General features: G+C 43.4%; 23 protein-coding genes. 6 read left to right on the top strand and 17 right to left on the bottom strand.

What is annotated here, in order from left to right; all coding sequences use genetic code 11:
• Position 1 precedes the first annotated feature (1 nt).
• Positions 2–412 (top strand): curli assembly protein CsgF, encoded by a 411-nt coding sequence (locus L1070_RS16075; protein ID WP_070987259.1) that lies wholly within the window; start codon positions 2–4, stop codon positions 410–412.
• Positions 412–1236 carry a CsgG/HfaB family protein gene (locus L1070_RS16080; RefSeq protein ID WP_070987261.1) on the top strand — a complete coding sequence of 275 codons (825 nt, stop codon included), beginning with the start codon at positions 412–414 and terminating at the stop codon, positions 1234–1236. Before L1070_RS16075 ends, L1070_RS16080 begins: the two co-directional genes overlap by 1 nt.
• Here the strand turns inward: L1070_RS16080 and L1070_RS16085 are convergent.
• Positions 1190–1885: a response regulator transcription factor gene (locus L1070_RS16085; protein WP_070987263.1), complete on the bottom strand. Its 696-nt coding sequence runs from the start codon at positions 1883–1885 to the stop codon at positions 1190–1192. The two genes, L1070_RS16080 and L1070_RS16085, sit on opposite strands and share 47 nt — an antisense overlap.
• Positions 1886–2310: 425 nt before the next feature.
• Between L1070_RS16085 and L1070_RS16090 the strand changes: the two genes are divergently transcribed.
• Positions 2311–2607 (top strand): hypothetical protein, encoded by a 297-nt coding sequence (locus tag L1070_RS16090; RefSeq protein WP_070987265.1) that lies wholly within the window; start codon positions 2311–2313, stop codon positions 2605–2607.
• Positions 2608–2650: 43 nt separating this feature from the next.
• Here L1070_RS16090 and speB read toward each other — a convergent pair whose 3' ends face one another.
• The 5 genes from speB to L1070_RS16115 form a co-directional block, all read right to left on the bottom strand.
• Positions 2651–3574: an agmatinase gene (speB, locus tag L1070_RS16095; protein ID WP_070987267.1), complete on the bottom strand. Its 924-nt coding sequence runs from the start codon at positions 3572–3574 to the stop codon at positions 2651–2653.
• A gap of 3 nt (positions 3575–3577) precedes the next feature.
• Complete coding sequence (gene speA / locus L1070_RS16100; RefSeq protein WP_070987269.1) at positions 3578–5491, bottom strand: biosynthetic arginine decarboxylase; 1914 nt, start codon at positions 5489–5491, stop codon at positions 3578–3580.
• Between the two features lie 243 nt (positions 5492–5734).
• Complete coding sequence (locus L1070_RS16105; protein ID WP_070987272.1) at positions 5735–6325, bottom strand: CBS domain-containing protein; 591 nt, start codon at positions 6323–6325, stop codon at positions 5735–5737.
• A 65-nt stretch (positions 6326–6390) separates the two neighbouring features.
• Positions 6391–6672: a hypothetical protein gene (locus tag L1070_RS16110; RefSeq protein ID WP_070987274.1), complete on the bottom strand. Its 282-nt coding sequence runs from the start codon at positions 6670–6672 to the stop codon at positions 6391–6393.
• Positions 6673–6748: 76 nt separating this feature from the next.
• Positions 6749–8050 (bottom strand): CNNM domain-containing protein, encoded by a 1302-nt coding sequence (locus L1070_RS16115; protein WP_237126319.1) that lies wholly within the window; start codon positions 8048–8050, stop codon positions 6749–6751.
• Between the two features lie 232 nt (positions 8051–8282).
• On the opposite strand from L1070_RS16115, the gene cysZ reads away from it, so the two are divergent.
• The 3 genes from cysZ to L1070_RS16130 all read left to right on the top strand — a co-directional run bounded on the left by cysZ (position 8283) and on the right by L1070_RS16130 (position 12399).
• Positions 8283–9008 carry a sulfate transporter CysZ gene (gene cysZ / locus L1070_RS16120; protein WP_070987278.1) on the top strand — a complete coding sequence of 242 codons (726 nt, stop codon included), beginning with the start codon at positions 8283–8285 and terminating at the stop codon, positions 9006–9008.
• 138 nt (positions 9009–9146) lie between these two features.
• A complete protein-coding gene (locus L1070_RS16125) occupies positions 9147–10478 on the top strand; it encodes a glycerophosphodiester phosphodiesterase family protein (protein WP_237126320.1) in 1332 nt (443 codons plus the stop codon).
• Positions 10479–10641: 163 nt separating this feature from the next.
• A complete protein-coding gene (locus L1070_RS16130) occupies positions 10642–12399 on the top strand; it encodes a winged helix-turn-helix domain-containing protein (protein ID WP_237126321.1) in 1758 nt (585 codons plus the stop codon).
• 107 nt (positions 12400–12506) lie between these two features.
• On the opposite strand, the gene L1070_RS16135 is transcribed toward L1070_RS16130, so the two are convergent.
• The 11 genes from L1070_RS16135 to L1070_RS16185 form a co-directional block, all read right to left on the bottom strand.
• Positions 12507–14105, bottom strand: a complete 1599-nt coding sequence (locus tag L1070_RS16135; protein WP_237126322.1) for an SUMF1/EgtB/PvdO family nonheme iron enzyme — start codon at positions 14103–14105, stop codon at positions 12507–12509.
• A gap of 129 nt (positions 14106–14234) precedes the next feature.
• Complete coding sequence (locus L1070_RS16140) at positions 14235–14486, bottom strand: Rho-binding antiterminator (protein WP_343221764.1); 252 nt, start codon at positions 14484–14486, stop codon at positions 14235–14237.
• Positions 14487–14549: 63 nt separating this feature from the next.
• Complete coding sequence (gene rlmM, locus L1070_RS16145) at positions 14550–15635, bottom strand: 23S rRNA (cytidine(2498)-2'-O)-methyltransferase RlmM (protein ID WP_070987290.1); 1086 nt, start codon at positions 15633–15635, stop codon at positions 14550–14552.
• Positions 15636–15647: 12 nt separating this feature from the next.
• Complete coding sequence (locus tag L1070_RS16150; RefSeq protein ID WP_237126324.1) at positions 15648–16016, bottom strand: DUF423 domain-containing protein; 369 nt, start codon at positions 16014–16016, stop codon at positions 15648–15650.
• Positions 16009–16638, bottom strand: a complete 630-nt coding sequence (locus L1070_RS16155; protein ID WP_237126325.1) for an alpha/beta family hydrolase — start codon at positions 16636–16638, stop codon at positions 16009–16011. Before L1070_RS16155 ends, L1070_RS16150 begins: the two co-directional genes overlap by 8 nt.
• Positions 16638–17531, bottom strand: a complete 894-nt coding sequence (locus L1070_RS16160) for a transcriptional regulator GcvA (protein ID WP_070987294.1) — start codon at positions 17529–17531, stop codon at positions 16638–16640. The genes L1070_RS16155 and L1070_RS16160 overlap by 1 nt, the downstream gene beginning before the upstream one ends.
• Positions 17532–17591: 60 nt before the next feature.
• Entirely contained in the window at positions 17592–18446 is an 855-nt protein-coding gene (gene kdsA / locus L1070_RS16165; RefSeq protein WP_070987296.1) for a 3-deoxy-8-phosphooctulonate synthase, read from the bottom strand.
• A 12-nt stretch (positions 18447–18458) separates the two neighbouring features.
• Positions 18459–19709 carry a DUF819 family protein gene (locus L1070_RS16170; RefSeq protein WP_070987298.1) on the bottom strand — a complete coding sequence of 417 codons (1251 nt, stop codon included), beginning with the start codon at positions 19707–19709 and terminating at the stop codon, positions 18459–18461.
• Between the two features lie 21 nt (positions 19710–19730).
• Entirely contained in the window at positions 19731–20540 is an 810-nt protein-coding gene (locus tag L1070_RS16175) for a tetratricopeptide repeat protein (protein WP_237126326.1), read from the bottom strand.
• Positions 20541–20736: 196 nt separating this feature from the next.
• Positions 20737–21111: a SirB2 family protein gene (locus L1070_RS16180; RefSeq protein WP_237126327.1), complete on the bottom strand. Its 375-nt coding sequence runs from the start codon at positions 21109–21111 to the stop codon at positions 20737–20739.
• A gap of 12 nt (positions 21112–21123) precedes the next feature.
• On the bottom strand, positions 21124–22674 hold the full coding sequence (locus L1070_RS16185) for a response regulator (protein ID WP_070987305.1): 1551 nt from the start codon (positions 22672–22674) through the stop codon (positions 21124–21126).
• Positions 22675–22705 lie beyond the last annotated feature (31 nt).

Here is a 22705-nt window from a genome sequence, read left to right on the forward strand (position 1 = left end):
TATGAAAAAATACTTACTATTAATATTGGCTTGTTGCCAATACAGCTATGCCAGTGAACTAGTTTACACACCTATCAACCCAAGCTTTGGCGGCAATCCCCTCAATGCGAATATGTTGATGAACAAGGCGCAGGCACAAAATAAACACAAAGCCCATATTGAACCAAAAAGCTATGCAGAAAAAATGCAGGAGTCTCTTGAGAGAGCCTACATCAACAGAATCGTAAGAGAAGTCACCGATCTGGCGTTTGGTGAAAGCTCAGACGAAAATGTGTTTGGACAAGACTCGGTGTTTACCAGTGGTGATTATCAAATTCAATTGCTTACTAGTAATGCTGACAGTATTACTATTCAGATCACACACCTTATTTCTGGCGAGGTTACAACGATAGAAATACCGAGGTTTGGCTAATGAATACACGTAAGCTCACCCTCGCTGGTCTAATTTACCTACTTCTGGCTGGATGTAGCCATATCAGTAAAACCCTGCCTCCAGAGACAACACAAGCGCAAACTCTAGAGCAAACGACAACCTTTTCACAGCTCAAAGCATTACCGAAACCCATGGGAAGTATTCCCGTTTCGGTCTACTCGTTTCGCGACCAAACAGGACAGTACAAACCGATTGCCAATGTCAGCTCGTTCTCAACCGCGGTTACTCAAGGTGCGTCAGCGATTCTGGTGCAAGCCTTGAGCGAAACCGATTGGTTTGTTCCCGTTGAGCGTGAGGGTTTACAAAATATTCTCACGGAGCGAAAAATTATTCGGGCTGCGCAAGAGAGTGATAACAATAGCAGCCAACTTCCTCCTCTCACCACAGCTAAGATTATTCTTGAAGGGGGAATTATAAGTTACGACTCAAACACAAAAACAGGCGGCTTAGGTGCAGAGTATTTTGGCATTGGCGTATCCGAACTGTATCGCGAAGATGTGATTTCAATCTATATGCGTGCTGTTGACGTTCGTACCGGCGTGGTGCTCACTTCCGTCGCCACGACCAAAAAAGTACTGAGCGTAGAAATGCGCGCGGGCTTTTTCAGATATGTAAGCTACAAACGTCTAGCTGAAGCCGAAGGTGGTTATTCGAATAACGAGCCTATGCATATCTGCGTCAAACAAGCCATTGAAAAGGCACTCGTGGACCTTATCAATAGCGGCATAGAAAAAGGCCTCTGGTCGGCCAAAAGCACTACTCAGAATAAGAGCGAGTCAACGCATCCGGGAAAAACTGTCTAGCCCAGTTCAGTAACTCTATGCGGTTTCGCGATTTGGTCTTACGAAATGCGCTGTAGAGGTGTGTTTTCACCGTGTGATCGCTGATATGTAGTTTATTGGCAATTTCTTTATTTTGTGCGCCTTCAGCTATCAACTTAACGATGGTTTTTTCTCTTTTTGTTAAATTGAAAGAACTGTCGTCTTGTTTAATCGTAGGTGCTGGTGTGTTGAAAATCGCATGATCGACCAATAGCTCTGAGAAAGTGCTACTGATAATGCTACGTCTAAACCATAGCTCTCCATCTTTAATCGCTTTGATGCCTTTGAGTTTAATATCTGGTTCGTCCTTAGCATATATCACCCCCTTCACACCTGAAAGCAAAGCGCGACGTTCGTCAACCTGACCTTCGGTGGCATTGAATAGAACCAATGACTTTCGCTTAGCGAGCACCGCCATATCAAACGAAAAGACCTCATCACACGTGAACCCAGTAAGGTCAACAAATACCAGTTGCTCATCAGGCAATGCGACAAATGACTTCTCGCAGCGTACAATGTTGCAAGGCATTTGCAACAGCTTAAGTAAACTTTGGATACACTCTAGACTTTGCTCCTGTGTCCCTTGTAAGGTTCGGGTGACTATCGTCGCTTTACAATTCACTTTGACCATGTTCAATCCTGCTATACCTAGTGACAAGCCTCATTTGTGCCTGTCTTGTTCCCATGAATCTTCAAGCTACACAAAATCCGCTTATATGTAAATATTATGTTTTATAACAAAACTAAAATATTAAATTTAAGTTAAATATAATTCCTATTTTCATGATTTTACGAGATTTCGATAAATTAAAATTCACCTTGAAATTTTAACAACTTCACTATCAAGGTAGCTTACCTGAACTGATAGACACCCTTCTGTGTAAATAAATAATCATTTTGTACTAAAGAAAACTATATTGAGGCCGATTTGATGTATAGTACAAAATCTCTGCTACCGAGCACTCTAAATGGCATGACAAATATATGCTGAATATTTAAACGTGAGTGTCAATAAACTTGGCGGGTAGCACTAATTAGAAGTAGGCCAAAGCAGTTATGGGAATTGAGTTTAATGTGGTCGTATTAAATATGATCGTGCTCACAATCGCATATGGGTTAGTCTATCCATATCGCGCAAATACGTTGAAGAAAATATCGATTCAGGACAGTATTGCGGCTTGCGTTTCTCTTAGCGTCGTAGGTTCGGTATTTTATAACACCGACATGCGATTTAGTTTTATCGTGATGGATGTTAATTGGTTTTGGTTCACACTGGTGACGTTTTTACTACTCGAAGTACCATTATTTATTTGGTATGCAAGGCGCTACCACCTCCCCTTTTTAGATCATTAAAAAAATGCCGAGCTGTGCTCGGCATTTTGCTATCAGGCTTACTTTAAGGCCTATGCTTTACAGCCCAAAGGTGTAATAACTCGTGAGCGATAGTCGCCGCCGCGATTGCTGTGAGTTCGCTTTGATCGTATGCAGGAGATACTTCAACCACATCCATACCAATCATGTTTACACCTTGCAAGGCACGTAAAATTTTCAACACTTTATCCGTGGTTAAACCGCCACACACCGGAGTCCCTGTACCTGGTGCAAAGGCTGGATCTAAACAATCGATATCAAAAGTCAGATAGACCGGTAAATCACCCACTCTTGATTTTATCTGCTCAGCAATTTGCTGCGCGCTCAAATCATTTGCTTGCATGGCATCAATAACATCAAAACCATGATTACTCTGGTTATATTCAGTTCTAATACCAATCTGAATGGAATGCTCTTGACTGATTAAGCCTTCCATCGGCGCGTGATAAAACATAGTGCCATGATCATATCGAGATCCTTGGCTATAAGTATCTGTATGCGCATCAAAATGAACCAGTGCCATTTGACCATAGATTTTATGGTGTGCACGCAAAAGCGGCAGGGTCACAAAATGGTCGCCCCCCAACCCTAGCAAAGTCTTACCTTGAGAAATTATTTGCTGCGCCGCCAACTCCAGCTGCGCAGTAAAATATTCAGGGTCACCAATTGGATATGTAAAATCACCTGCATCAGAGACACTAAGCTTATCCCACAATGAAAATGTCCATGGGTACTTCTTCGACTCCCAAGCCAAATGGACCGATGCTCTTCTAATTGCATCAGGCCCTAACCGTGCGCCTGGTCGGCCAGAGGTCGCCAAATCAAATGGTAATCCTAATACCACCACATCGGTGTCAATCTGGGTCATATCTCGCACCATTGGCTGGCGCAAGAATGTCATACCATTTGAATACAGCGAGTGATCTGTATGATCGAACAACTGGCTCATATCTTAAACATCTTCCAAATAAGTGTAACCATCTAACCCTTGCTCAAGCTCTGCAAGACACATTGCCTGCTCAGCTTTTGGCAATTTGCTTCTCACCAGTTTTGCATAGTTCGCTTTAAACTGTTCAACATCTAAGTGTACATAGCGCATCATATCCGCTACCGAGTCACCGACATCAACATCACTCAAATGCAGCACCCCATCATTATCTAATGTTGCTATCACACTGTGAGTATCGCCAAACAAGTTATGCATATCACCTAAAATCTCCTGATAGGCACCAACGAGGAAAAAACCAAGTAAATAAGGTTGATCAGCATGATATTCAGGCACCGGCAAAGTGCTTTCAATACCCTGACCATCTACATAGTGCTCAACCGTACCGTCCGAGTCACAGGTAATATCCAGTAGCACCGCACGCTTTTTCGGCTCCGCCGTTAAACCACTCAATGGCAACACAGGAAACACCTGCTCAATTCCCCACGCATCCGGCAGAGACTGAAACAATGAAAAGTTAACAAAGAACTTATCCGCCAGTTTCGCACTCAACTCGTCAATGATTGGGCGATGGAAACGATTCTTATTGTCCATGCGTTGATTAAGTTCATAGCACACTCTTAAGTTAATTTGTTCAGCCCATGCCCGTTGCTCTAGGTTTAGTAATCCCATTGCAAATTGGCTATGCACTTCGGCAAGGTCGCCTTGAGTGTCGTGATAAATCTCAATCAAGGCGCGATCATCTCGCTGACCGTTGAGCGCCTGCCATGAACTCCACATGTTGTGCAATAAACGTGGTGCATCATGCTCTGGCGCAACTACAATTTCAGGTTGATAGCTTTCGGTACCGATCACATCTGTGATTAGCACCGCATGATGTGCTGTCAAAGCTCGTCCCGACTCAGAAATGATCCTCGGCATGGGTTGCTGATATTGCTTACACGTATCACCTATGGTGTACACGATATTGTTTGCATATTCCGCCAAGCTATAATTCATCGAGTTATGTGACTGACTGCGCGTGCCATCATAATCAACTGCCAGTCCACCACCTACATCTAAACACTGCAAGTTAGCCCCTAAACGGCGCAACTCACAATAAAAACGCGCAGCTTCACTCACGCCCAACCTTACATCACGTATATTGGCCATTTGCGAGCCAAGATGAAAATGCACTAACTGTAGTGCACTTAACAACTTGGCCTGCGCTAGCTGATCTATCACCGCCAAAACTTGTGACGCTGACAGACCAAACTTAGACTTTTCACCACCGCTTGCTTGCCACTTGCCCTTGCCTTGAGATGCAAGCCTGACTCGCAAACCCAAGCGAGGAGTCACATTCAATGCCTTAGCTTGTTCCATAACAATATCAAGCTCTGAACGCTTTTCTAATACGATGTAAACCTGATGGCCGAGCTTTTCACCCAGCAAAGCTAAACGTACATACTCTTTGTCTTTGTAACCGTTGCATACGATCACAGCCGAAGTCTGTTCGCTCATCGCCAATACTGTAAGTAGTTCAGCCTTACTGCCCGCCTCTAACCCAAGCTGCTTTTTATTGCTGCCCGCTTGACTGGCTATCAAACCTTCAACCACTTCACGTTGTTGGTTTACCTTGATTGGATATACCAACAAATAATCTTCTGGATATTGATAGTCTGAGATAGCCTGATTAAATGCATCACAAATGCTGTGTACGCGTTGACTCAATATTTGAGGAAAACGTACCAATGCAGGCAACGTGTACCCTTGTGATTTGATTTGCTCAGCAATGCTGAGCAAAGTTACTGCATGTTCTGGCTGTGTCAGCTTTGGCATTGCAGTAACCTCTCCCTGATCATTGATACCATAAAAACCTTGGCTCCAATGACGCACGTTATAGCAATCACGCGCGTGTTCAGAAGAGATGTTTTTGGCCATTAAAGTTCCTTAAAAGTCTAAAGTGTTCAGTGTTTATTTTTGCGCATTAGAAATAAATCGTGCCCCTGTGTCTAACAAAATATTTCACTCTTAAAGAGTAATAATTTAACTCGTGCTCAAATTAATTTTGGCATGAAAAAGGCACCTCGCGGTGCCTTGATTTTCATTAACTTTATTTCATAGGAGCATCTAATTTATCTGCTGAAAATCAGAAAGATTGACAGCAAGTAAATTGGAATCTGATTAAATTTCTGCATGGTGCCAAAGGCTATCAACTATTTCACTGAACGAGCTGGCCCGCTTGTGTTGATTCATTGCTTTGCCCGTCATACGGCTCATATCAATGAGATCAAAATAACCGCATATGCGAGCAGGCGCTTGACTCATTACCAGTAGATGTTCATGACCTGACGCTTCCATACTTTTGACAATGTCACCTACTTTAGCTGTACGTAGTGTTAACTCATTGACACTGTTGAGTGAAGCCAAAGGGATCATGACATCAGCAACGCTCAGCTCAGCACGACTAATGCCTTTTTTCGCAGAAATTCTCGGAACATAACTGCTGGATAATCTCGCTTTGGAGATAATACCAAGCATATTGTTTTGCTGATCGACCACGAAACTAATACGCATATGTGTTTGTTGCATGATCAACAAAGCATCTGCCACGCTAGTACTACTGTCTATGCGTTGCGGCGGAACTTGATGAAAGCCATGCATCACAGTCGTGGCAGGGCTATCCATTGAAACGGTAACAGCACTGTCCAAAGTGGTCTCAAAATGGGTCTCGGCACCAATGGTTTGGCTGCCAATTGTTTGGTATGTAGACATAACAACACCTGTTTTTAAATATAAGCTAACGACAAAAAGTTTGTATTAATTATTGTGAAGTGGGCTTACAAAACAGGAGGGGCACGAATACTAAAGTGTTGTGCTGTGTAAGTGTAGAAGTCACTACCCTTACACGCTATGAGGCCAGCGCCTACAACATGAAACTCATAATCCAATGTACCAACTATTGGTTCCTGTGGATCATGGTCTATGGGATCTGCGTCGATATAGATAGATTGTTGCTGTTCATAGTGATTTTCAATCTTGGCATAGCTCAACGGTGCATTGATCACTGATAAGAACAACACACACAAACAAGATATGATAAACCACTTACTAAACCGCATTTTATCTCCCGACGATTAGGCGCTAAATTGCAACGCCTAATTTTCAGTGTATGGGCACGCTAAACAATAAGCAAGGCTAAAGTGTGAATTCCGTACCACCTTCTTTGTACCGACTGACCAAAAGCTGCTCGACCCGAACACCTTCAATATCAATTGCCTCAAATTTATAACCATCGCAAATGATGTGATCAGCACGCTTAGGTAAACGCTTTAAGCGATAGATCAAAAAGCCTGCGACCGTTTCATACTGATTTACTTCTGGTACATCTTCCCAGCCCAGCACACGACATAGGTCAACCATCGGCGTTGCGCCATCCACCAGCCAAGACTCACTGTCGCGTTGCACGATTTGTTCTTCACCATGAAAAGTCACTAAATCTCCCATAAAGCTGCTCATTAAGTCTTTGATGGTCACAATACCGACGATCAAAGCATATTCATTGACCACAACCGCAAACTGCTCACTTGCCGATTTAAAGGCATTCAGTGCTTCGGATAAAGTAAGCGTTTCAGGTAGATAAAATACATCTTTTTCAATGATCTGCTCATTCAAATGAACAGCTTCACCGCGTAACAGTTGCTTTAAAAGCTGCTTGGTATCAACAAACCCCAGTAGTTTATCGAGATGACCGTCACACACCAAAAATTGGTTATGCGGATTATTGAGAATTTTCTGGTTAATGGTATCGCTATCATCTTCTAAGTCTAAAAATACAATCGATTCTCGGGTTGTCATCGCCATAGGCAATGTTCGGCATTCTAGTTCTAACACATTACCTATCAGTTGATACTCTTGCGCCTGCAAACTACCACTTTTAGCGCCAGCATCCATAATAGCGACAATTTCTTCCGTAGTGACTTCATCTTTGCGCTCAGTAGGAAAGCCAAAAATTTTCAACACTAAATTGGTTACACCATTGAAAAACAGCACCAAAGGCTTAAAAGCCGTGGTAATGGCATTCATCAGCGTCACCACTTTTACTGCGACCGCTTCGGGCATTAACATGGCTATGCGTTTAGGTAACAAGTCAGCAAAGAGAATAAACAGCGAGGTGATCGTTAAAAACGATACCGCAAAACTAATCTTGTCAAGCAACGGGCCTTGATACACTAAGCTCACATAATAGCTAACAGACTCTGTAAGCGCCTGCTCTCCTAAAATTCCTCCCAAAATGGCAATGGCATTTAAGGCAATCTGAACCATGGCAAAAAACGCTCCAGGATGCGCCTGCAGCTTTAATACTTGTTCGGCACCATGATGTCCTTCGTCCATCATAATCTTGAGCTTTATTTTGCGCGCGGCTGCAATCGCTATCTCAGACATAGCAAACAACGCACTGATCAGGATCAAGCACACAATACCCAGCAATTCGCTCACTTATTTTCTCCACTAGAATAGGCTATCGCTTTAAGAATCAGTCAAAAAGCGAGCAATTGTAGCCTAACCGAGATGCTAAGCAACAAATATAAACACTTCAAAATCAATGTGTTGAAATATATTTTTTTAGATGGCTAGGTTATGCAATAGTTTGTTACGCATTTTCGTTTATTCATCCACCTGCGCGGGCTTATACTATGGGGAAATTTAACCATGTTATTTGAGGTATGTTGTGCAGTTGACTCAAGGTATAGAGTACTTCCTCTCAGGCTTTTCTCTTATTACGCAAAAAGGGTTGAAGCGTTTTGTTTTTATTCCTTTGTTGATCAACGTATTACTGTTCGGGAGTTCATTATTCTTTTTATACGATTGGCTAACACAAGGGTTTGACTACCTAAATAATCTTTTACCAAGCTGGTTAAGTTGGCTTGAATGGCTAATGTGGCCCATTGCCATTATGGTGATTTTGTTTAGCTATAGTATGGTCTTTACGGTGATCACCAATTTTATCGCTGCGCCATTCAATGGCTTGCTCAGCGAAAAAGTAGAAATGTACTTAACTGGGCAAAAAATTAATGACGATGGACTGGCTGACTTACTCAAAGATGTACCACGTATGCTCGGTAGAGAGTGGACCAAGTTGTGTTACTACCTGCCCCGTGCAATTGGCTTTTTTATTTTACTTTGGGTTTTACCACTGGTTGGACAAATACTCTGGGTGATGTTCACCTGTTGGATGTACAACGTACAATACAACGATTACCCATTCGATAATCATAAAATTCATTTTAAACAAATGAAAGCAGACCTAAAAACCAAGCAAGGCTTGTCTTATGGGTTCGGTTTTGCGGTGTTTATACTCACTTCTATCCCTGTGGTTAACCTGATTGTGATGCCGGTTGCAGTCTGTGGTGCAACGCGTCTTTGGGTTGAAAATTACCGCCAAAATTACCGCTGATATTACACTTCAACCTAAGTAATAGAGTTATGATTCTAAAATGACTCTATTGCTATATTTGTCATAGAGTTATCATTCTATTGTCATGTTTATAACTTAGCATTTGTTCTCTATTTATAAACAAGATGATGTACTCAAATGAAGTTCAAGCTATTACTTTCTCTCAGTGCTGCCATTGCGTTAAGCGGCTGTGACGACACAGAAATCAAAGAAGTGACCAAAGAAGTGGTCGTAGAAAAGCCCGTTACCGTTATTGAAAAGGTAGAAGTGCCGGTGATCGTTGAAGTGCCCAAAGGGACCGCAAATGACGTACAGCTTGGTACGCGTGCACAATTTCTGGTAAACCAACTGGAAGATGGCGAGTTAAAAACCAAACTTCAGGCGTGTCAGGATGGACCTTTTTACAAAACTGACTTTTCAATCGGTCACCGTGGCGCACCAATGCAGTACCCTGAACACACTCAAGAGTCTTATGTTGCAGCGGCAAAAATGGGCGCAGGCATCTTAGAGTGTGACGTCACCTTCACCAAAGACAAAGAGCTAGTATGTCGTCACTCACAATGTGACTTACATACCACCACTAACATTTTAGCCATTCCTGAACTTGCGGCTAAGTGCTCGCAGCCATTTACACCGGCCGATGAATCCACGGGGGCACCTGCTAGTGCGCAATGCTGTACGTCTGACATCATCCTTGCTGAGTTTAAACAGCTCAAAGGCAAAATGGATGGTGCCAATCCAAACGCGAAAACCGTTGCACAATACCTACAAGGCACCGCAAACTGGCGCACGGACCTATATGCCAGCCAAGGTACACTGCTAACACACAAAGAAAGTATCGAGTTATTCAAATCACTCAACGTTAAAATGACACCAGAGCTAAAATCAGCCAGCGTTCCTATGCCTTATGAAGGAATGACACAAGCTATGTACGCACAAAAAATGATTGATGAGTACAAAGCACTGGATGTGGCTCCAGAGGATGTTTTTGCACAATCATTCAACCTAGAAGACGTTAAATACTGGATAAATAACGAAGCACAATTTGGCGCGCAAGCGGTCTATCTCGACGATAGATACGATATCGCTGGCTTTAACCCAAATAACCCTGATACCTGGCAGCCCACCATGGCGGAGCTCAAAAACGAAGGTGTGCAAATCATCGCGCCACCACTTTGGATGCTGGTAACACTCGATAACGACAGTAATATCGTCCCGTCTGAGTATGCCAAAGCAGCAAAAGCCGCGGGTCTAGATATCATCACTTGGACTTTAGAGCGTTCAGGCCCGCTTGCAGCCGGCGGCGGTTGGTATTATCAATCCATCAGCGATGCAGTTACCAACGACTCAGATGCATTGATACTACTCGACGTATTGGCCAAACAAGTTGGTGTCATCGGCGTATTTAGCGACTGGCCCGCTACCACCAGCTTCTACGCTAGCTGCATGAGCATGACTCCAAGCATTTAATAACAGTTACCATTAAGTCGTGTTTAGCCCCTCTTGCGAGGGGCTTTTTTATAATGACAAGCCCCTTAAGTAAAGCTACCCGTACTAGTCGGTCACTGACCAACATTTACCTAAGTACCTAAATGTTTATAATGTGTCTATCGCTGATAATAAGAACAAACACATGCAGGTAGAATTTAACAAGTTTCGCTTTGATACCGAGAATGGATTATTAACCTGCGAAGGTAAGCCCATCTACCTCAAACCCAAGCAGCAAGCACTATTGAGCTTCTTTATTGAAAATGCTGGAACAACACTGAGCAAAGAGCAGATCTTAGAGACGGTATGGCGAGAGCGAGTTGTTTCAGAGCAGGTAGTATTTCAAACGATTAGTCAGTTACGGGCAATTATTGGTGAACGCGCGATTCAGACCTACTCCAGAAGGGGCTACAAATGGAATGTGCCAATACAAGAAATAACCGAAAAAGCTCAATCAACGCCAGTTCTAGTAAAGCAAAAAACGCAATACAAGCATCGCGTCTTTATCATTCTTTTACTCATCATGTTAGTGCTTGGTTTTTGGCTAACAGCAACTCTTAACCCTAAACCTACGATCATCCACACACTACCATTTAATAGCTTTGACAACATACAATTAAAAAGCTCACAGGGCTCATTTGAGTTGACGCCTTTGACATCCCCCCCGCCTTTTTCTGCTGATTTTTTGACTATGCCGAGATTGATATGGCAATCACGCTTTGACGGTGAAGCACAGTGGTTACTGGGGGGCCGTATTTACACACTGACCGATGGTGTTCTCCTTGAATTTCGTCTCCAAGGGGATGGAAAGCATTGGCACGACTATATTTTTAGCCGTGATTCAAAACAGTTAAACCTTTTGTTAGAGCGCAAAATCAGTGAGCTACATCGACTTGGGTTATTCAATCCCAACCAAACACCAGCTCATTGGATCAATTTATTGCGCGAGCTCAGCGCCAATACCCCTCAACCCAGTGTCGACTTATTTTTGGCTAAGCATTTTGACGCGTTAGGACACACAGACATAGCACTGGCCTATTTAACTAGCATTCTGAGGTTACCCGACTTAAGTGAAAACATGCCAATAAAACTAAAAGCGGCTTTGCAAATGGCGCTCATTCATAAACACAGAGGCCAATACGAAACCGCGCTTGAAACGCTAAACACCGTTGATACCCACCAGCTCTCGCAAATTTGGCCCCTTAAGTTCGAACTCATTAAAACCCGCGCATTCTTAGCTTATGCCATGCGCAACCCTGAACAAGTCAGCGCTCAATTGCAGTATGGTGCAGAACTTGCCAAACAAAACATTGATGCAATAGGGCGTTTTCAACTGCACATATTAGATTCCATTCTATCCGCTAAACTAGGTTTGAATGAACGCAAGTATGTACAGTTAAATGAGGCTCAGCAGCTCATTACTGAACAACAACTTCATCCTGCTAATTTGGCTTTTGTCTATTTACACTACGTTTTGTTTAGTAAAGACAATGACAGCATCATCAAGTACCTTGAGAAGATCATTAAGTTGCCACGGACTCAACATAACTTTTGGGTAATCGATGATTCTTTTGAACGACTATTTAACCAATACCTTAAAGCGGATAACCTAACTGCAGCAAGCGCTTTGTTAGCGCACAACAACGCCGAAACAGTTAACCACAGCCTGCTTCAAGCCAAGCTCTTGCTTGTACAAAATCAAACCCAGCAAGCTATTGCCCTGTTAGAGCAGAGTTATCAGCAATCTCAACGCGGGCTTGATAAAAATGGTAGTATCAATGCCGCGCGTGCACTCTATCAATATCTAGACACACAAGACAATAAGCGTCAGCTCTATCATGACTTCTTGCTACGAAATGGAGAACAAAAATGGTTAGAACGCCAACATAATGAACCCATGTAGTCGGCATTTTTAACCCCACAAAAGCACATCGGCTAGTTCATTTTCAGCTATATGCTTTTGCAAGCCTTAAGGCAGATAATCGACTTAAGGCTTTCCTTGTCAGCTATCTATTTAAACTCTAACCAGTCCAATTCAAACCAAGACGATTCGTCCAGACGAATTTCCAACGGTACATTACCAGCAACAAGAACGGCTGAGGCTGTATACGTTGCAAACTTATCACTTTTAGGGATGTCATAACGACCCACTAAATGATTTCCTTGCCACAACTCAAAACGCGTGTCTTGCTCTGCTTGTGCTCTGAAAGAGAGCATTGCTGTTTTGCTCTGTTTGACTGAAAAACCCAACTGAACCCACGCAGGCTTATGTGGCTTAATGCCTGTAGGAAAATGGTCAGGGTTAGCGCTAAACCCAGCTACGGTTGCACTATCGCGCTTACCCAACCAATAATACTGACCATCAAAAAAGTGCTCTGTCTCTATACGCTCATCTTCTTTAAATATTTTAGCCATGCCATAACTGACAATTTGACTGCCAAGCCCTTCACCTTGCTCGTTGTAAGAAAATACTTGGTAACGAACATACGCTCCGTCAGGGACTGAGCTATCAATGTATTGTGGTGACTTTAGGTTATCGCAGAGTAAAGTAAAACCTGTCGCATGGCCATTTGCAGAGTCACTCATTGCGCGATATACAGCGTATTTAATAGCTTCTCCTTTTACCTCTAACCAACTAACTTTAAGGCTTTTATTTTCACCTAATTGCACCTTAATAGCGATTGGGGTGGCGGGGATTTTTTGCAGTTGTAAGTGGTGTTGCCGCTGCGCAAGCTGCGCTTCTTTTAGTTGACGTGCAAACCTCATAGTTGCCTCAGAGACACGGCCTGGGTCGTCGGTTTCCAGTACTAAGCGAATACCTTCAAGGCTACCTTGAAAGTCTTTATCAATCCAATCCAGTACATTTACTCCTCTTGGCTGCCAGTGCCACGCTTCACCCGCCACGATATATTGCTGACACACTTGCTGCTTTGAATCACTATATTCATGACAACTGCGGGTAAACTCTCTAACATTGCCCATCATGTCATACAGGCCAAATTGATTGGGCCGATACATTCCCACAACAGTATGGTAAACAGCGCCATCATTACAGTTGGCGCTGCGCTTGTAACGCACTTGATGATGCTTTTTAAACCCTGCGATATTGGCGATATCTTCGGTGTTTTCATACTTACAAACTTCCTGTTGTTTGAGGTCATCAGCAAATGCCATACGCCCTGTTTTACCTGCCATCGCAGCATAGCGCCATTGCGATATAGTGGGCAACTTATACGATTTACCCGTTTTTTCTGCGAGCCAGTTAGCGTAATCCAGCGCGCCACGAATGCCTGTACAGACAACTGGTCGATATGGGTTGGCAATGTACTCAGGCAAGTCCCAGGATCCAGGGTTGTCAGGATCGGGCCAGCGCTTATCCGTAAAAGCCATACAGTTTTTTGGCACTTGATAGCCAGTATCTTTAACAAACTGGCTAAACTGCGCCACGGTGACTTCATACTTACTCATATAAAAGTCATTGTCTTTGGAGTTCTCACTCGTGGAAATACGCTGCAATATTGGCTCAATCACATCGTCTGAGGCCATCGCTTTGGCACTCGATATGCCAATACTTGAGGTAATGATTAACGCTAAAGGAAAGTGGTTCATAAATACTCCTGTGTAAATTCCAAAAACACAGTAAGCAATCAAAGGAGGGGAATCTTATTAAACTTTTATTTTCTGAAAAGATTATTTCTTAAGCTTATTATTCATATGGTTATAAAAAACTCTATTTTTCTAACTGGTCAAAAAAGTTATTTCACTAACATGGGGATTGTTAATGGTAACTACCAGTTTTTGGATCTCATCAAGCACAACCAAACTGGTTTTCTCACCTTGGTTTAGTTGTATGCACTCTTGACGCGCCTGATTGCGCTTAGTGTCGAGCGCGATGCCCGTTACTACCTCGCCAGTTTTTAACGTGAGCCTTATGGGATATTGATACATACAAACAATCTCTATGTAATCATGTTCGTCGCAGCTTAGCACCAGATTTCTCCCGTAAATATTACCAAGACCCCAATAAGGTAATAATGGGGTCTTGTAAAGTATTTAACTGTACAGCTTCTGTGGTACGCGATTCACCTTGATATGAACCGTTACCTCTTCCCTATCATGGTACAGATGCTTTGCCTGTAACTCATAGTCCACTTCATATTTAGGCAATTCTTCATGAATTAAAGTCAGACATTCATAAACGCTATCGAAGCGTTTTTTCATCGGTAACTTAAGGTTAAATATCAATTCTTTAGCGAAAGCGTTAACTATCCAGTCCAACATTAAGTTAGTCACCTTCAATGGCTTTTCAACCATATCGCATACTAACCAATTAATATTGCGCTTCTCTGGCAAGTATTTAAAGCCATCTTCGGTGAAGTGCTTCACTTGCCCTGATTCCATCAGAGATTCGTTCATTGGGCCATTGTCGATGGCGGCAACAAACATGCCTCGGCGCACTAGCTGATAAGTCCAACCGCCAGGGCATGCGCCTAAATCCACGGCCCGCATACCAGGCTGCACGCGCTGCTCCACCTCATCTTTAGGAACGAAAACATTAAACGCTTCATCCAATTTTAAGGTAGAACGACTCGGTGCATCACTGGGCATTTTTAGGCGCGGGATCCCCATAAAAAATGGTGAGTTGTTGTGACTGAATGAATACCCCACATAAGCCGTGTCATTAGCTAAAAACAACACGTGTAAGACGGGCTTAGACGGCTTGTGCTCCCGTGTCAGCTTGTTAAATTTCTCTAAGCTTTTTGCCAATGGCGTCGAGAACTTTTTACAAAATTTCGACAGCTCTTTACCCTCATTGGTATCCGGTGTTTCAACACGCAAATCACCACATAAAGGAAAGTCACTCACCGCGGCTTTTACCTCGCTGACTCTGTCTTCAATTGGCATATTGCTCAGCAACACACCCGCAAACCACTGACGTGCAAACACCAGGCTTTTAAAATCTACCTTTTTGATAAGTTCCTGAGCATCATTTGGTGCAAAGCATTCAAAAGTCACAAAGCCCGTGTTTGGCTTTGCTTTTACATAACCACCAACGCCCTGCAAAGCAGCGTGGTGGTTAATTTCAGCAGCGGCGTCGTTTTCAAACCCGCTGCGACAATAAATTACAACACTCGACATGGGTGCTCTCTTTTAAAATGTGTGTTTACTGATTTTAACGATCAAAACTATCCAGGCGGCGATAAAACATAGCCCGCCCAACGGCGTGATGGCACCAAGCCATTTTACTCCAGTTAGCGCTAGTAAGTATAAACTACCACTAAACAGCGCAATACCCGCTATCAACAACCAGCCAGATAGATTGACCTTAACGCCCCACTTTAACAGCAGGGCAACAGCTAACAATGCCAAGCCATGGGTCATTTGATAGTCACTGGCAGTTTTGAAAATACTCAAAGCATACTCATCCAGATGGCGCTTAAGGCCGTGCGCCGCAAATGCGCCGAGCATCACTGATAGCATGCAAAAGCCACTTCCAGCGAGTAAAAAGAGCTTAATCATTAGCATGTTCCCGCATAAATTTAGCGGCCTGTTGCGCCGCTTCTAGCAAATGTTCTGCTTCACTGTAACCACTTTTTTTTCGCGGTTTAAGTGAGTGGTCACCATCTGCAAAAAATATGTACTCTGGCGCTTTATCAAGTTGCAGTTGCGCCAATTCAGCTTGATTGCCAAAGGTGTCGCGCTCTCCTTGTAAAACTAGAAATGGACAAGGAATATCCACAAAGTGCTCTGTTCTGAGCTTGTCGGGTTTACCTGGCGGGTGAAATGGGTAACCCATTGCAATCACGCCTTTTATTGGGTATTCCCCCTCGGTAACCAGCATTGACGCCATTCTTCCACCCATTGACTTACCACCAACAAACAGCGGAAGCTGCGAGTCTCTTTGCGCTAACTGACTGGCAAAACAGGCCAGTAATTTTGGCGCTCTATCTGGTGGGCGACGTTTTCCTAGCGCTTTAGCTTGTTGCATATATTCAAAATCAAACAGGCCAACTAAAATGCCTAAGTCACATAAATGTTGCGCCATGGTTTGCATGAATGGCGATTCACTACCCGCCCCTGCCCCGTGGGCAAAAACAAATTGCGCGATGGGTTTATTTGGTTTGAACCACTGTATTGTCATTACAATTGCTCTTGTTCTACAAGACTGAGCATCCAGTCTCTAAATGATACGATTTTACCCAGTTCAGCCTGCGATTCTCGCAGCACCAAATAGTAGGCATTTTTACTTTCTAGCACGTGATTGAACGGAATAATCAAACGCCCAGAGTCCAAATCAGGCTTAGCCAATACACTGTTGCCAAGTGCCACGCCTTGGCCGTGCACCGCGGCCTGCAACACCATGGAAGAGTGGCTGAAGATTGGTCCCTGATTCACTTGTACATTCCTAACGCCCGCTGTTTTCATCCACGCTTTCCATGCCTTTCGAGTGGTGTCATGCAATAACGTATGATGGGCCAAGTCGCTGGGCTGATCTAAAGGCTTCGGGCCGTTAAGTAACAACGGGCTACACAACGGTACCAAGTACTCGGTGTGTAATTTATGTGTTTGTACGCCACTCCAATGTCCACGGCCATAATAGATAGCCACGTCAACATCATCGGTGAGTGAGTTTTCATCATGATCTTGTGCTTTGATCCGAACGTCAATTTCAGGGTGCAGCTCATTAAACAAACTGAGCCTTGGCACCAACCATTGAATCGCAAAACTCGGTGTCAAACTAACGGTTAATGACCCCTTAGCACCACGTGCCAATAGTTTTTCAGTGGCATCTATCAGTTGAGAAAAGATCTCTTTAATATCCAGAAAATAGCCCTGACCTTCTTCGGTCAATAACAACGAGCGATTCTTGCGTAGGAACAACTTCAGGCCCAAGTGCTCTTCTAAGATTTTTATTTGATGACTGACCGCAGCTTGGGTAACGTAAAGCTCTTCAGCAGCTTTTGTAAAGCTCAAATGTCTGGCTGCGGCTTCGAACGCTTTGAGCGCATTCAACGGAGGGAGTCTTCTGGACATAGCGAAAATGCCTTACAAGTTAAGCCACAAGCCCAGTATATACTGGGCTATCTATTTTGATTACAAGTCACTTGCACTGGTATCGAGCGCTGGGAAACTCTTGATCAATTCATCGACCGCTTTCATTTGTTTTAAGTAACCTTCCAGCTTAGCCAATGGCAAAGCACAGGGCCCGTCACATTTAGCTTCGTTCGGATTTGGATGTGCTTCGATAAATAACCCTGCCAGACCTAATGCCATACCACTACGGGCCAGCTCAGCGGCCTGTGCTCGACGTCCATCGGCTGAGTCACTGCGTCCTCCTGGTCGCTGCAATGCGTGAGTGGCATCAAAGATCACCGGTGCCATATGTTTCATATCATCCATGCCCAGCATATCCACCACTAGGTTGTTGTAACCGAAGCTACTACCTCGTTCACATAGAATAACCTGGTCATTTCCTGCTTCGTTGATTTTCTTCAAAATATGGCGCATTTCGTGCGGCGCTAAAAATTGCGGTTTTTTAACATTAATAACCGCCCCCGTTTTTGCCATCGCCACCACTAAATCAGTTTGGCGCGCTAAAAACGCAGGTAACTGGATAATATCAACCACCTCTGACACTGGCTGCGCCTGAAAAGGTTCATGAACATCCGTGATCAATGGTACATTAAAAGTGCTTTTTATCTCTTCAAAAATCTTTAATCCTTCTTCCATTCCCGGACCACGGTATGAATTGATAGAAGAACGGTTTGCTTTATCAAAAGATGCTTTAAACACATATGGAATATTTAGCTTTTGAGTCACTTCCACATAATGCTCAGCAATGCGCATCGCCAAGTCACGCGACTCCAGTACGTTCATCCCACCAAACAACACAAACGGTTTGTCGTTTGCAATTTCTATGTTAGCCAGATTGATCGTTTGTGTATTCATATTTCTTCCAATTTAACTGCCAATGATACGCAGCAACTGACCACAGAGCCACGCCATATACGTACCCAGTGCATAACCAAGTACTGCTAATAATACCCCAACAGGAGCCAATGCGGGGTGAAATGCTGATGCAACAACTGGTGCCGAGGCAGCCCCGCCGATATTTGCTTTACTGCCCACCGCAACATAAAACACGGGCGCTTTGATAAGTTTTGCCACCAAGAATAATAGCCCAATATGGATCGCCATCCAAATTACACCAATTATTATATACTTAGGTGCTTCTACAATTTTGGTTATATCCATATGCAAGCCAATCGTTGCAATTAAGATATACAAAAAGCTTGCTCCGACCTTTGAGGCACCCACCGCTTCATACTGACGCGCTTTAGTGAATGACAATGCCAAGCCAATGCTGGTCACTAACACGATAATCCAGAATAGTTTACTGTGTAGTGAGAACTTTTTCAGGCCGGGATAATGTTCAACAAAAAACGGCACCAATAAGTCTGCCGCGAAATGCGCAAGGCCCGTTGCACCAAATGCTAAAGCCAGCATGATCATAAAATCTCTCAGTTCGGGTTTGCGTGCATGCTGAGCTTCAAACTGCTGAACCTTATCTATTAGACGGTCGATTGAACTGGTATCAGCGCCAGTTTTTTCATCTATCTTTTTGTGTTTTGCAGCGAGCATTAACAGCGCTGCCATCCACAAGTTGGCAACCACAATATCAACTGTGACCATCACCGTGAAAATTTCTCCGCCAGCGCCGTATATCTCTTTCATGGCAAGCATATTCGCTCCACCACCAATCCAGCTGCCGGCTAACGCAGCCATACCTCGCCATAATGCCTCAGGTCCCGAAACACCAAGTAATTCGGGCATGATAGTGGCAACGATGAGCAAAGCAACAGGACCACCGATCACCACCCCTATGGTGCCGGTTAAGAACATAATGATGGCTTTTTTACCTAAACCTAGAATGGCTTTAAGATCAATACTAAGTGTGAGTAAAACCAAGCATGCAGGCAATAGAAAGTATTTAGCAACCGTGTACACATCATTGCTACTGCCATCAACAATACCAAAGGTATTAAGTAATGATGGCAAGAAGTAACACATGAGTAGTGCGGGTACATATTTGTAAAATTTGGCCCAAAAACCCTGCTTTAGATTTGATGTATAAAACACAAACCCAAGAATGAGTGCAAGCAAGCCCAGAATAACAGCGTTGTTTGTGATTAAAGCTGATCCTTGTTCCATAACAGCCCTCGTTATTATTTTCTAATGGAGTATGTTGTTGTGATCGGCAAGTTCTGCGATTTGGTGCTGAATAATCTCTATGGTTGGATCATCTGGGCACTCGTCAACAAAGAATTGTAGATCTTCCTTTGCCATTTTGGGGCAGTTAAGTTGATTAAGTAAATAACCTCTATCACGACGCTCGTAAGGATCATCACCAATTAAATCCATCAATAGCTCAACGCAACTTAAGGCATGACTAAACTTATCTGCCGCAATAAAGGCCCACTTCTGTTGTGCAAGATAAAGCTTTACCGCTTCATCTCCCATCACCAACTCTAATGGCTCTTCATTCTTATCTGCGTCAGCGTCGTTTTCAGGCACAATATACCAGTTTTGCTGGCCACTATTTGGGTCAACTAAATAGCCTTCGTCGTTGCTCATTGCAACGTGCACCACAACCTCACCTTGGCTTAAAGCTAGATTTGCGTCAAACTCCGCTCGCTGCAATAGATGACTGAGGATCATCGCCAGTGCGGTAGGTGAACCACTGCGCATATTAAGTACATAACACACGCTGTTGAGTGTATATTCTGGAATATTTTGGTCACTGCCACTGAATAGCCAAACAGTGTAAAAAGCATCTAATAGTTTATCTAAACGTTCATGTGGATGTGGGTATTGGACGCAAATTTTCTCTACCAGCAATTCTAACTCTGATAGCTGACAAAAGCTGGTTTCTAGCTTGGCTTGCGCATCCCAATGCCTCTCCGCCTTGATACAGCGAAATAGAGGATCCTGAGGTATGTAATCTGTACTACCGTCTTGTTCTTCGAACCAGATATCAGTCATATATCCCGAGTCAACTCACAATTTCTAATAAACGAAAGTCTAGTCTACCACTTTTTACTACAGACCCAAATAGCGATGCTATGAGCTGCATAGTTTTAATTATCTCCGTCACCCAAGAATAAGTGATAAGTACTAACCAAAGAAACTAAAAAAGCGCATCAAAGCGCTTTTTTAACATAGGCCTGTGGCGTTTAGATTACAGGACCAGTGCACCTTTTGTACTTGCTAAATAGCCGATACCCAATAACGAGATTGTTGCGCCGATAAAAGTCGCTACTTGCGTTTGTCTACTGGTAGATTTCGCACCTATTATGCCAAGCGCAATGTAAGCGATTACCAATACTATCTTTTCAAGTAACCAAGGCTGGCCCAGAGGATTAATACTACCTGCGACTAACAAAGCGATTGCTGAAACCAATAACAGGGTGTCAACACCGTGGCTAGCTATGAAAACGCCCTTATTAGCAGCCAGTTTACCACTGCCAAAACGCGAAAAAGCGCGGGTGTAAAATAATAAAATGCTGAGCACGACGAATAGCATATGTGTATGTTTTAACGCTAAGTAATCCATATTTACTCTTTATTAGTGTTGTTTGTCAGGGAAACGAGCCAAAATGGCTTCTACATCATCAATGTGTTCATTTAAAATATCAACCAAACTAGGGTCAAAGTGTTTGCCTTTTTGGTTATTAATCTCTGCCAGCGCTTGTTCTTTGGTCCAAGGTTCTTTATAGCAACGCTTGTGACGCAGCGCATCATACACATCCGCTAATGCGACGATACGGCCAAAAATATGAATATCTTCACCTTTTTTACCTTCAGGATAACCTGTGCCGTCCCACTTTTCATGATGCTCTTTGGCAATCACCGCGCCAGCATTTACAATCTCACGCCTTGAGTCTTGGAGAATTCGATACCCTTTAAGCGTGTGTGACTTCATGACATCCCATTCTTCGTCATTCAGCTTGCCAGGCTTATTGAGAATAGCATCAGGAATACCGACCTTACCAACGTCATGCAGTGGTGATGACATTCTCAGCAGCTCAACATCATGGTGACTTAAACCGCTCTGGCTTGCGAATAGCTCACACATATATGCGACACGCTTAACATGATTACCCGTTTCAGTTGAGCGTTGCTCTAGCGCTTCGCTCAAACGGTAGACGAGCTCCTGCTGCGTGCTCTCAATCTCGGCTTGTAATTGCACATTTTCATATGCCAACTGTACATTTTGCGAGAATATTTTTATCAGGTGTTTTTGCGTGTCGGTTAAATATTCTGGGATACCTGACACAAAAAGCATAGAACTGTGATTGTACTCACTTGAGCAGTATGCAAATAAGTAATTGTTTTTATAAACAATGCCTTTCTCACTCAATGCTTGGTTGCAGGCATCAAGCTGCTCGGTAGTTAATACTTCTGTTATTGGCTTTCCTTCACAGCGCTCAAATTCGCCACGCCCAGTAAATACAACAAGTTGATCACTCTTTCGGCCACTTAAGTTACTGGCCACCAATGACGTGGCATACATCGCCTCATCCACGGTGCCAAGCAATGACGTTAACTGCTGCATCACTCCTTTGATAAAGTGTTCAATTGAATGGGTGGCAAAAATATCCCGTGACGCACAAATGATTTTTTCCAAGCCTTGGCGAGATTGTTCAATCGCTAAAATATCGCGATAAGATCGCAAGCTCGACATCACTACAGTGAATAGCTTTTGTGCGGTTAATTCGGTTTTTGATTTGTAATCGTTGATATCATAATTGACGATTACTTGACGCTCAGGGGCTTGTCCCGGTTGCCCCGTTCTTAAAATGATGCGAATGTGGTTATTCTTAGCTTCTTCACGAATAAACTTAGCAACTTGTAATCCAGCATCATCGGTTTCCATCACAACATCAAGCAGTACAATGGCTGCGTCAGGGTGTTCACTGATGACTTTACGTGCTTCTTCCCCTGAGTAGGCGCTTAAAAATTCTAAGCGCTTTTTTTGAAATTCAAAATCACTCAGAGCCAATTTAGTCACAGCATGGACTTCAGGTTCATCGTCTACGATGATCACTTTCCATTTGCCACTATGCTCTGGCTCAATGACTTCACTCGGTTCATCAGAAAACAAAAAATCATCCATATAGGGATCCTTTCAGTGCACGTCAAATAGG

The sequence above is a fragment of the Pseudoalteromonas sp. MMG022 genome (assembly GCF_021654245.1).
Taxonomy (GTDB): domain Bacteria; phylum Pseudomonadota; class Gammaproteobacteria; order Enterobacterales; family Alteromonadaceae; genus Pseudoalteromonas; species Pseudoalteromonas amylolytica.